At 38.6% G+C, this 12,266-nt stretch carries 10 protein-coding genes; 6 read left to right on the forward strand and 4 right to left on the reverse strand.

Features of this window, described 5'->3' with window-relative positions; genetic code table 11:
• Positions 1–5 precede the first annotated feature (5 nt).
• The 4 genes from PCI70_RS00765 (at position 6) to sohB (ending at position 6,986) form a co-directional block, all read left to right on the forward strand.
• A complete protein-coding gene (locus tag PCI70_RS00765) occupies positions 6–701 on the forward strand; it encodes a VIT1/CCC1 transporter family protein (protein ID WP_269913449.1) in 696 nt (231 codons plus the stop codon).
• A gap of 168 nt (positions 702–869) precedes the next feature.
• Positions 870–4,637, forward strand: coding sequence for a phosphoribosylformylglycinamidine synthase (gene purL, locus PCI70_RS00770; RefSeq protein WP_269913450.1), 3,768 nt, complete (start codon positions 870–872; stop codon positions 4,635–4,637).
• 406 nt (positions 4,638–5,043) lie between these two features.
• Entirely contained in the window at positions 5,044–5,946 is a 903-nt protein-coding gene (locus PCI70_RS00775; RefSeq protein WP_269913451.1) for a DMT family transporter, read from the forward strand.
• 113 nt (positions 5,947–6,059) lie between these two features.
• Positions 6,060–6,986 (forward strand): protease SohB, encoded by a 927-nt coding sequence (sohB, locus tag PCI70_RS00780; protein ID WP_269913452.1) that lies wholly within the window; start codon positions 6,060–6,062, stop codon positions 6,984–6,986.
• Positions 6,987–7,014: 28 nt separating this feature from the next.
• On the opposite strand, the gene PCI70_RS00785 is transcribed toward sohB, so the two are convergent.
• The gene (locus tag PCI70_RS00785) at positions 7,015–7,743 is read right to left on the reverse strand and encodes a 5'-nucleotidase, lipoprotein e(P4) family (protein WP_269913453.1); all 729 of its coding nucleotides are present in this window, start codon (positions 7,741–7,743) and stop codon (positions 7,015–7,017) included.
• A 72-nt stretch (positions 7,744–7,815) separates the two neighbouring features.
• Complete coding sequence (locus tag PCI70_RS00790) at positions 7,816–9,012, reverse strand: L,D-transpeptidase family protein (RefSeq protein WP_269913454.1); 1,197 nt, start codon at positions 9,010–9,012, stop codon at positions 7,816–7,818.
• Between the two features lie 122 nt (positions 9,013–9,134).
• On the opposite strand from PCI70_RS00790, the gene hemE reads away from it, so the two are divergent.
• Both hemE and PCI70_RS00800 read left to right on the forward strand, forming a co-directional pair.
• Positions 9,135–10,208: a uroporphyrinogen decarboxylase gene (gene hemE, locus PCI70_RS00795; RefSeq protein WP_269913455.1), complete on the forward strand. Its 1,074-nt coding sequence runs from the start codon at positions 9,135–9,137 to the stop codon at positions 10,206–10,208.
• Positions 10,205–10,999, forward strand: coding sequence for a DUF817 family protein (locus tag PCI70_RS00800; protein ID WP_269913456.1), 795 nt, complete (start codon positions 10,205–10,207; stop codon positions 10,997–10,999). The genes hemE and PCI70_RS00800 overlap by 4 nt, the downstream gene beginning before the upstream one ends.
• 11 nt (positions 11,000–11,010) lie before the next feature.
• Here the strand turns inward: PCI70_RS00800 and folE are convergent, their stop codons facing one another.
• Positions 11,011–11,553: a GTP cyclohydrolase I FolE gene (gene folE / locus PCI70_RS00805; protein WP_269913648.1), complete on the reverse strand. Its 543-nt coding sequence runs from the start codon at positions 11,551–11,553 to the stop codon at positions 11,011–11,013.
• A 58-nt stretch (positions 11,554–11,611) separates the two neighbouring features.
• Positions 11,612–12,265, reverse strand: a complete 654-nt coding sequence (locus PCI70_RS00810) for a Smr/MutS family protein (RefSeq protein WP_269913649.1) — start codon at positions 12,263–12,265, stop codon at positions 11,612–11,614.
• Position 12,266: the final 1 nt, after the last annotated feature.

The raw sequence follows: 12,266 nt of genomic DNA on the forward strand, positions 1-12,266 counted from the left end.
AAATAATGTCACGTCATTCTCATCATATCGAAAGTCATTATACCGAACGCTCAGGGTGGTTGCGTGCTGCAGTTTTAGGCGCAAACGATGGCATTATTTCTGTTACGAGTTTGGTGGTTGGAATTGCAGCCAGTGGTGCATCGTTACATACATTGTGGATTAGTGGTGTGGCAGGTTTAATTTCGGGTGCGGTGTCTATGGCGGCAGGAGAGTATATTTCTGTTAAGTCACAGCAAGATATTGAAGAAGCTGATTTACGTATGGAGGCGAGAGAACTTAAACGTAATCCCGATCAAGAGTTACAGGAATTAACAAAAATTTATATGAGTCGGGGGCTTGATGATCAACTTGCCCATCAAGTGGCACAGCAACTCACCGCACACGATGCGCTTCAAGCGCATGCACGCGATGAAATAGGCATTAATGAGGAAACATCTGCACAACCGATTGTGGCAGCTTTGGCATCTGCAGTAAGTTTTTCTTTAGGTGCAATTTGTCCGCTATTTTCCATTTGGTGCTTACCTGAGGAGTCTTTGCAATATAGCATTATTGTGGTGGGCGTGTTGGCACTTGGCTTAATGGGGGCAGGTGCAAGTTATGCAGGTGGCAGTAATTTACTTAAAGGTGCTGTGCGTGTAATGGTGTGGGGAATTGCAGCGATGACCTTTAGTTTTTGGATTGGGTCTTTGTTTGCAGTGTAAAAATATAGCATTGTATTAAAACAAGATTTCTTAAGAATTACAACGCTTTTTTGATGGGAAAAAACGTATAAATTTTCTCGCTCAAAAAAGGAATTGCAAGTATGATATTTGTTCTACCTAAGTCACATTGTGGTCATTGCAAAATTGATCCGTGGAGCCAAAATCAACATGTTTATCGTGGCAGGTGCAGTAGCACACTCTTCTTTTAAGAAAGCGCAACTATTATCACGTCTTAGTGCGGTTCAGTCCCTAGAAAGCCAATGGGTTTATTTGTTCGATCAAGCGCTCAATGAAAAGCAGCTGGAAGCGGCAAAACAATTATTGAACGATGGAACGTCTTTTGAACTTCAACAACCTCAACAAGATGAAATACAAATTTTAGTGACGCCACGCGTCGGTACAATTTCGCCGTGGTCATCTAAAGCAACCGATATTTTTAAAAACTGTAATGTGCCTGTACACCGTTTAGAGCGTGGTATTTTATATACCATTAAAGGCGTAAATAGCCCTGAGCTTAAACAAGTGTTACATGACCGTATGACTGAAACGGTATTTGAGCAGTTAGAGGATGCAAACGCATTATTTAGTCAAACTGCACCAAAACCACTCAATAGCATTGATATTTTAGGACAAGGTAAAGATGCCTTGGTTAAAGCCAATCAAGAGTTTGGTTTTGCTTTGTCTGATGAAGAAATTGATTATTTAACACAAGCATTTAATGATTTGGGTCGTAATCCTAACGATATTGAACTCATGATGTTTGCTCAAGCGAACTCAGAACATTGTCGTCATAAAATTTTTAATGCCGAATGGACAGTAAATGGTGAAAAACAACCATTGTCTTTATTCCAAATGATTAAAAATACCTATAAAGAATCGCCTGATGATGTGTTGTCTGCCTATAAAGATAACGCATCGGTGATTGTAGGTTGCGATACGATGCGTTTTTATCCAAAAGCCAATGATGCAGGGCATTACGTTTATAAATATAAGAGCCAAGCAGCTCATATTTTAATGAAAGTTGAAACGCATAACCATCCAACAGCAATCTCGCCGTTTGCAGGTGCTGCAACAGGTTCGGGTGGTGAAATCCGTGATGAAGGTGCAACAGGTCGTGGTGGTAAACCAAAAGCAGGTTTAACAGGCTTTACGGTATCTAACTTACATATTCCGGGTTACGAGCAACCATGGGAAGAACAATACGGTAAACCATCACGTATGGCATCTGCCTTACAAATTATGATTGATGGACCATTGGGTGGCGCTGCGTTTAATAATGAATTTGGGCGTCCAAATTTAAATGGTTATTTCCGTACATTTGAGCAAAACGTCAATGGCGATGTAAAAGGCTTTCATAAGCCAATTATGATTGCAGGTGGTTACGGGAATATCCGTCCTGATCATGTTGAAAAAGATGCTATTCAGCCAAACGATTTATTGATTGTACTCGGTGGTCCTGCCATGTTGATTGGTTTGGGCGGTGGTGCAGCGTCTTCTGTAGACAGTGGTACGATGGGTGAAAGCCTTGATTTTGCATCGGTTCAGCGTGAAAACCCTGAAATGGAACGCCGTTGCCAAGAGGTAATTGATACATGTTGGCGTTTAGAAGACCATAACCCAATTGTGTCTGTGCATGACGTGGGTGCAGGTGGTATTTCAAATGCAATGCCTGAGCTTGTAAATGACCATGAGTTAGGTGCGGTGTTGAATTTGCGAAAAATTCCATCGTTAGAGCCGGGTATGTCACCGATGGAAATTTGGTCGAATGAGGCACAAGAGCGTTATGTGCTTGCGATCCGTCCTGAATCTTTGGCACAGTTTGAAGCAATTTGTGAACGTGAACGTTGTCCGTTTGCGGTATTGGGTGAAGCAACAGAAGCACGTCATTTAACGGTAGAAGACCCGTTATTTGAAAATAGTGCCGTTGATATGCCAATGCAAGTATTGTTAGGTGGTACGCCACGTATGCAACGCTCGTATGAAACCACAACACGTAAAGGTGATGCGTTTGATGCAAGCCAAATTGATTTAAAAGATGCCATTTTCCGTGTATTAAAAAATCCAACGGTTGCATCTAAATCGTTCTTAATTACCATTGGCGATCGCTCTATTACAGGTATGGTTGCGCGTGACCAAATGGTGGGACGTTGGCAAGTACCTGTTGCAAATGCAGCCGTTACTACCACAAGTTTGCAAGGTTACACAGGCGAAGCGATGGCAATGGGCGAGCGTCCACCTGTGGCATTGCTTAATCCTGCAGCATCGGCACGTCTTGCAGTGGCAGAAGCCATTACCAATATTGCATCTGCATCTATTACAAAACTGAGCGATATTAAACTGTCTGCAAACTGGATGGCAGCAGCAGGGCAAGAAGGCGAAGACCAAGCTTTATTTGAAGCAGTACGTACAGTAGGCATGGAAATTTGCCCTGCATTGGGTATTGCTATTCCTGTGGGCAAAGACTCATTGTCTATGCGTACCACATGGGAAGATAAATCTGTAACTTCGCCAATGTCTTTGGTCATTACAGCGTTTGCTCCTGTCAATGACGTGCGTAAAACACTTACACCTGAGCTTAAAAATACAGACAGCGTATTGGTACGTTTTGACTTATCTAAAGGTCAGTATCGTTTAGGTGCTTCAATTTTAACGCAGGTGTATAAAGCATTGGGTGAAACTGCACCTGATGTTGATAATTTTGATGATCTCAAAGCATTGTTTACAACTATTCAAGATTGGAACGCACGTGGGTTAATTCAGGCATATCACGATATTGGTGATGGTGGCTTATTGGCAACCGTGAGTGAAATGATGTTTGCATCACGCTTAGGGGTGGCTTTAGAACCGCAAACCATCGAAAGCTTGTTTGCCGAAGAAATTGGGGTAGTGGTACAAATCACTAAAGCAGATTGGGAAACCATCAAAGGTGAAACAACGCTTGTTCAAGTGATTGGTACAGTTAACACAACAGATGCCTTAACTGTAAATGGTTTAACGTTTGCACGTACCGATTTACAACAAGCATGGGCAGAAACATCACATCAAATTCAACGCTTGCGTGATAATCCTGAAACGGCAGATCAAGAACAGTTATTGATTACGCAAGATCAAGGTTTAATTGCACAACCTACTTACGATTTAGATGAGCCGATTGAAGCACCATTTTTAAACCTACGCCGTCCAAATATGGCAATTTTACGTGAACAAGGCGTAAATGGTCATGTAGAAATGGCAGCAGCATTTGATAAAGTGGGCTTTAATACCATTGATGTACATATGAGTGATTTGCTTACAGGGCGTGTAAGCCTAAGCGAGTTTGAAGGCTTAGTGGCATGTGGTGGTTTCTCGTATGGTGATGTATTAGGTGCAGGTGGTGGTTGGGCAAAATCAGTGTTGTTTAACACGCAATTACGTGATCAATTTGAACAATTCTTTAACCGCCGTGAAACATTTAGCTTAGGGGTGTGTAATGGTTGTCAGATGATTTCGCAACTTGCACCACTTATTCCGGGTGCTGAGCATTTCCCACGTTTCCATAAAAATACGTCAGAAGCATTTGAAGCACGTACAATCAATGTAAAAGTTGAGCAATCTAATTCTGTGCTGTTACAGGATATGGCAGGTTCAATTCTTCCGATTGCGATTGCACATGGTGAAGGGCGAGTGGTCAGTCAGGATTTAGCAAACCTAAACCCACATGTTGCATTACGTTATGTAGATGCACAAGGTCAGGCAACACAGCAATATCCACTTAATCCAAATGGTTCACCAGATGCCATTGGTGGTGTGACGACGCTTGATGGTCGTACAACTATTATGATGCCACATCCAGAGCGTAACTTTAGAGCGATTCAACATTCTTGGTCACCAGAAAACTGGCAAGAAGATGGCGCTTGGTTACGTATGTTTAGAAATGCACGAAAATTTGTTGGATAAAAGAAAGCCACCTTCGGGTGGCTTTTTTACTTTTGATGTTACGTATACCTGAAAAACCAATGATATTTACTTATTGAGACTTAGGTTGATTTATGATGTCTTTGAATAAAGAAAGATTACTTTTTTAGTTTTAATCTATGGAAGAAGATTTAGCTGTAAAAGCTCTAGGCATATATTATTTTTAAGTAGATGAATGTAACAAGCTTATATCACAATACTTAAAATTAGCCCCACCATATTCAGTAGGGTATCCCCTTTAAATAGCAGTTTTATTCTTTCTCAAATGAGTACATGCTAAATCCTTTAGAATCTTTGTCCTTTTTGCAATAGTTTTTGTCTCTTCACCGCAGAATTTAAATCTAAATCTTTCTTAATATAGTTGATCTTTACACACGTATTGATACTTATGGACAAGAAAAATTATTTATATCCTTTATTGGCTATTTTATTTTGGTCGGGCAACGTCATTGTTTCCAAAATGGCAAGTCATCAGATTTCACCAATTGCAATTACATGCTATCGCTTAATCCTTGCTCTAGCTGTTATGGGTACTTTTGTACTTATCCCTACGTGGAGAAACCGTCATACAATTTTCCAATATTGGAAACATCTTGCATTAGGTGGTTTTTTATCAGTGTCGTTATTTCAGTTTTTGTCCTATCAAGCAGCTACAACGACAACGGCAACGAATATGGCAATTGTGACAGCTCTTATTCCATTAATTACTATTATTTTAAGTGTATTTATATTAAAAGAAAAAATTCATTCAGGTTTGGTTATAGGCGGTAGTTTATCTTTTTTTGGCATACTTTATTTACTGGGACATGGCCATATAAGTGAAGTATTTACTCAGGGCGTGCATGTGGGTGATGTTCTTATGTTAATTGCAGCCATTGGATTTGCACTGTATGGCGTATTACTAAAACGTTGGAAAATGCCAATTCCTGCATGGCAAGCAAATTTTGTGATGTCAGCTTTTGCACTTGTTTATGTTCTTCCATTTTTCGTTTTTTTACCTGCCACCCAAATGCAACTCAATCATCAAACTGTTCCAATGATTTTATATGCGGGTATTTTTTCTTCTATTCTTTTATCTTATTTATGGATTGAAGGTGTAAGACACTTAGGTCCAAATAAAAATAGTCTTTTCATGAATTTATTACCTATTTTTACATCAATTATTGCTGTTGTTTTATTAAGTGAGTCTTTGCAAAATTTTCACTTTATCGGTGGTAGTGTGACGTTAATTGGAATTTTATTTGCTCAAATTTCAAATAAACCATCAAAATTAACTTTAGATCATCATTAATCTATTGATAGGGCATTTCAAAAAATACATTTAATTTGTTCATTCAAAAGAGGAATTGAATTTTTTGAAATTGTCCTCATCTACATATTAATATCAATTTTTTAGGCGATTGTATGCTATTCCATTTGCCCAAGCTTCCTGCTGAAATTCACGTAACACATTTAAACGCACGTCTTAATGAGCAGCGTAAAAAAATTAAGCAACAAAATAAATCTAAAATTTCATTTAATTTTTTCAAAAAAAATGAAGCTAAGGCGAAAGACAAAGACCGAATTTATGTACTAGATTTTAAGGGCGACGTACAAGCATCTGCTGTGGCAAATTTCCGTGAAGAAATTACGCTACTCATTGCAACTGCTAAAGCAGGGCAAGACCGTGTCGTAATTCGTTTAGAAAGCCCAGGCGGTATGGTACATGGTTATGGACTTGCAGCAGCACAAATTATTCGTCTGCGCGATGCAGGATTTCACGTTACCATTTGTGTAGATAAAGTGGCGGCAAGTGGTGGTTATATGATGGCATGTATTGCCAACGAAATTATCGCTGCGCCATTTGCAATTTTAGGTTCTATTGGTGTTGTTGCCCAAGTGCCTAATTTTAATCGTTTGCTTAAAGAACATAATGTAGATTATGAGCTATATACCGCAGGTGAATACAAACGTACAGTTACCATGTTTGGTGAAAATACCCCTGAAGGTAAAGCAAAGTTTGAAGAAGAATTGCAACAAACACATAAGCTTTTTAAGCATTTTGTTGAAAAATATCGTGGTCAGCTTGATGTGGAAAAAGTAGCAACAGGTGAGCATTGGTATGGTGAAGATGCTGCAACCTTAAATTTGGTAGATAAATTAAAAACATCAGATGAAGTGATTTTAGATTTAATCGATCATCATGATGTGTATTTAATTGCAACGCGTAGTAAACCAACGCTAGGCGAGAAACTAGGTTTACAAGCTGCACAAATTGCAGACCATATTACACCTGTGGTACTTAATAAAGCGATTGATGTTTTATCAAAAAATAACGTTCCATCATTATAAAAAAAGCCACCTTTATGGTGGCTTTTTTTTATTTCACCCAAGGTACAAGTTGGTCTTTTGTCCAAGCCCCGTAGCTTGCATTTGGTAGTACAATCCAATCCTTACCAAAGTGTGCTTTAGTGCGTTGTACAGCTTCTGCACGTTCCTCTTTAGGTTGTTTACTATTAAAGTCTGTGGAGAAATCAGGCAGGCTATCTCCTAATAACATTACAATTTTATAATTTGCTGCTTCAATACTTTCACGGCGTTGTTGTTTTGGTGAATCTAAAAGAAGTACCGAATTTGCATTTACTTGAGGTAAATTTAGTTTTTCTAGACTTTTGATGGTTGCGGTTTTATTGGTTTGTGTACGGTCAGAAACGTAGAAAATTTTTACACCGTGTTCGTTCGCAAAATTAAAAAATTCTAAACTTCCCGGAATAAGTACGGGTTGTCCCTGTTTTTCCCAATCCACCCAAGTATCCCATTTTTGATAGTCATGACAGGTTTGTGTATCACGAGCAAGCAATGCTGAGTTATCAATAACGGTCTCGTCAAGATCAGTTACAATCGCTAAATTTTTGGCATTTGGGTTTTGATTTAAAATTTCTTTTAAGCGTAATGTTGCAAGCTCATAGCTTTGAATTTGTAGTGCTTGAATTTCAGCAGATTGTTGTTGATATTGCATCGCTGTTTTATATTTTTCTGATTCGCATGGTTTTGCCTGAGCGATGGTGCAAGCACTTGCGATACATAAAGCAGTGACAAGTTTTTTCATGACTGACATCTCAAATAAAAAAACATAGGGTAACAGACAAAAAGAAGCCCAGACAAGCTGGGCGACATAGTGTTAGTCAACAAACTTGACGACAACACCCGATTTAACCTTACGACCAAGATCATTTGCATCCCAGTTGGTTAAGCGAATGCAACCATGTGATGCTGTTTTAGAAATGGTTGATGGGTTTGGTGTACCATGGATACCAAATGATTTTTTACTCAGACCAATCCAAATGTTACCAACAGGTGCATTAGGACCAGGCGGTAGTGTGAGTGGTTTGTGGTTATTGCCTTGTACAAAGTTACTTGGTGAATAGCTATAATACGGGTTAGGTGCAACACCTGTAACTTTATATGTACCTGTTGGCGATGGCGTGTCCGAGCTACCAATCGTTGCAGGGAATGAACCCACCATTTGATTTTTATCATTAAATAGGTAAAGCTGTTTAGCACCTTTATGTGCAATAATTAAATGAATATTTTCAGGTAAATTATTGCGTACGTTTGGTACTAAAACAGTTTGTCCTACTTTATTAAAGTTTGCTTTAGGATTCAGCTGTTTTAAGAACGCTTCATCGATATGAAACTTCTCACCTAACATTTCAGTTACACGGCTATAGTACAAGCCTTTCATTTTTGCTTGTAACGCATAATCATGTGGAATTTGTGCATATGGTCCTTTAATGTCTGCATCTGTTATCGTGTATGACATATATGCATCACGTCCATTTTGTGCAGCTACTAAAGCATCCCATGTATTTTTATCAAGTTGACCTGTTGGCTTTAATCCATTCATTTGCTGGAAAGAAGCAACAGCTTTCAGCATATTTTTGCCACTTGTGCCATCAATAGCACCAGGAGAGGCATGCATATTGTTAAGCATCACTTGAGCGCGTGCATAAACAGGGAATTGACCCTTACCAATGTTGTCGTACCAATTTACACTGTTAAGATTTTCTAATGTCCAAGCCGTTTTTTCTGCTTTTGTACCTTTAGCGACGGGCGTGCTTGGGCTTTCAGATTTTTTTTCAGAAGTTTCATCAATGGCTTCAACTGTTTTAGTCACCTGATTAAAGTCTTTTTGCTCTTGTGGGGTCATTTGTACATCAGACGCTGAAGCTTCCATAATTTCAGACGCAGCTTTGTTATCTAATACAAGTGGATTAATAGGATCCTCGACCACAGATTGCTGTACCTCAGAAGCCGCAGAAGCAGTATTGAGCATTAAACAGCTAAGACTTACAGCTAGTAATGAGCGAACAAACATGTATTTAACCTTAGAATTATATTGTCGAACACAATAAGTATTACAGAATTTTCTCGCTTGTGCATTAACAAAATCCAAAGTTTGATATGATAGGTTAAATTTTTTTAATGATTGGAAAGAGCATGACGACTCTTAAAAATGACCGTTTTTTACGTGCATTATTACGTGAACCTGTAGACACCACGCCAATTTGGATGATGCGTCAAGCAGGGCGTTATTTACCTGAGTACAAAGCAACACGCGCACAAGCAGGTGATTTTTTATCATTGTGTAAAAATACTGAATTTGCATGTGAAGTTACATTACAGCCGTTACGTCGTTATGACTTAGATGCAGCTATTTTATTTTCTGATATTTTAACGATTCCCGATGCATTAGGATTAGGACTTTATTTTGAAACGGGTGAAGGACCTAAATTCAAAAAAACAGTGCGTACAGAACAAGATATTAAAGCGCTTCCAAAACTCAATGCAAAATCTGATTTAGATTATGTCATGAATGCTGTTTCAACGATTCGTTCTGCTTTAGGTGGGCAAGTGCCTTTAATTGGTTTTTCTGGTAGCCCTTGGACACTAGCAACTTATATGATTGAAGGTGGCTCAAGTAAAGATTACCGTTTTACTAAAGAAATGTTGTATAAAACGCCTGAATTATTACATGCATTATTAGATCATCTTGCTGAATCTGTAACAGATTACTTAAATGCACAAATCGATGCAGGCGCACAAGCTATTCAAATTTTTGACAGTTGGGGTGGGGCATTAGCACATCGTGAATATGTTGAATTTTCACTGAACTATATGCAAAAAATTGTACAAGGTCTAAAGCGTGAAAAAGATGGTCGCCGTATTCCTGTTATTTTATTTACCAAAGGCGGTGGTCAGTGGTTGGATGTCATGCTTGAAACAGGTGCAGATGCACTTGGTTTAGATTGGACAACACGTTTAGATGAAGCGCGTCGTTTAGTAAATGGACGTGTTGCATTACAAGGTAACTTAGACCCTGCAACGCTTTATGGCTCGCCTGCAACGATTGAAAAAGCAGTAAAAGCGATGCTTGACGATGCTTATTGTAACGGTGAAAAAACGGGTTACGTGGCAAATTTAGGGCATGGAATCACACAATGGGTTAACCCTGATATGCCAAAAATATTTGTGGATACTGTGCATGAATATAGCGCGAAGTATTTAGGGTGAACCTTGTTCTATGGATAGCACAGCGGGCGATTTCCGCTGCGCTATTTGGTATCTTACTGCTCATTGTATTTGCAATGAGTTTTAAAATGGGGCATCACAATTATTACGGGTTCTATCGTTACGATTACCTGTTTTTTTTTGCTGTCCTTATTCAAATATTTATGCTTTATTTTAAGTTAGAAACATGGGCAGAAGCTAAAGTCATTGCTTTATTTCATATTATGGCAATGGTGATGGAACTTGTACTCACTGCACCCAATATTGGTTCTTGGCAATATCCACAACCTTCTGTATTAAAGTTTTTAACTGTACCTTTATTTGCAGGTTTTATGTACTCTGCAATAGGTAGTTTTTTTGCTCGTTCGATTCGGTTGTTTGATATTTCATTCCAACGGCTTCCAAGTCTAAATAACATGCTTGCACTGTCTATTTGTGCATATGTCAATTTTATGAGTAAGTTTTTTATTATTGATATTCGTAGCATTTTATTTGTATGGAGTTTTTTGATTTTTTATAAAGCAAAAGCCACATTTAAAATTCAACATTATACGTTACAACTGCCGATGTTAGTGGTACTAGGTGGTATTTCAGTACTCATTTGGATTGCTGAAAATATTAGTACATTTTATGATATTTGGGTTTATCCTAACCAAACCGATGGGTGGCATATTGTATGGTGGGGTAAAATTGGTTCTTGGTATTTATTGTTATTACTTAGTTTAGTTTTGGTGATGCGCTTACTTGGACAACGTGACCAACATGGCAATTGGCACATAAAAAAAGGACATTAAATGTCCTTTTTTTAATCGGGTACAGCCTGTAAAAATTCGCGTTTGCTTTCTTGGTTGGTTTTAAACTCACCTAAAAAAGAAACCGTACGTGTGGTAGAACTTTGCTTTTGAACGCCACGCATCATCATACACATATGCGCAGAATCAATCACAACAGCAACACCACGTGCTTGCGTAACTTCTTGAACTGCTTCTGCAATTTGTTGCGTTAAATTTTCTTGAATTTGTAAACGACGTGCAAACATTTCTGTAATACGTGCAAATTTAGATAAACCTAAAACGTGCCCTTCTGGTAAGTAAGCAATATGTACACGTCCATAAAAAGGCAACAAATGGTGTTCGCATAAAGAATAAAATTCAATATTTTTAACGAGTACCATTTCACGGTTATCTGATGGAAAAACCGCATCGTTTGTTACTTCTTGGAGAGACTGCGTATAGCCTGAAGTTAAATACGAAAATGCTTTTGCAGCACGCAAAGGCGTATCCTTTAAACCAGGACGTTGTAAGTCTTCGCCAACGGCTGTGAGAATTTTTTCGTAGGATTGCTGCATAGACATAACAGGTGTTCACTTACACGGGTTGAGCAAGGGCATGATTGTAACAGAAAATTTACGCTTTGTACTTTGGATTTTTTTCTGTCCGTTTAATTAAAACTAAAACAGCGCCTGTACCACCTTGATTTTCAGGTGCACTCACAAAAGCTAAAACATCGCGATGCTGTCTAAGCCAACCATTTACGTATGTTTTTAAAATGGCGTCTGGTCCTTTACCATGCACAATTTTAACGACATTTTGATTTTCATCTTTTGCCATTTGAATGACTTGTAAGACAGCAGCACGCGCTTGTTCTACGGTACAACCATGTAAATCTACTGCTTCAAACCAGCGGATTTTACCTTGCTTTAAGTCTTCAAAGACACGATGTTGCAAAGTTGCAATACGGTAGTTAAGTGCTTGTTGACTACCCACAGGATTAAGTGCTGCTTGTGTATCAGACATCACCTCATCTTGTTGCTCTGCACCGCCTTCTGCAGCGATACGTTTTGCCAGTATTTGGGCATCAAGTTTTTTCTTTTTAGGCTTATCAATCACAACTGTATTGTCGTTTTTGATAGGTGCAACACCCTGCATGGCTTTTGCAAAAAGATCAATATCATCATCTTCTTTAGGTTCAGTAGGGGCAACAAAAACAGGTTGCCCAACTTGTTTTTTAAACTGTTTTAAGAGTTTTTGCTGATCTTTAGATAAAGAGTTTTGGCTCATC

It is taken from the genome of Acinetobacter sp. HY1485, from assembly GCF_027568475.1.
In the GTDB taxonomy this organism is placed as follows: Bacteria; Pseudomonadota; Gammaproteobacteria; order Pseudomonadales; family Moraxellaceae; genus Acinetobacter.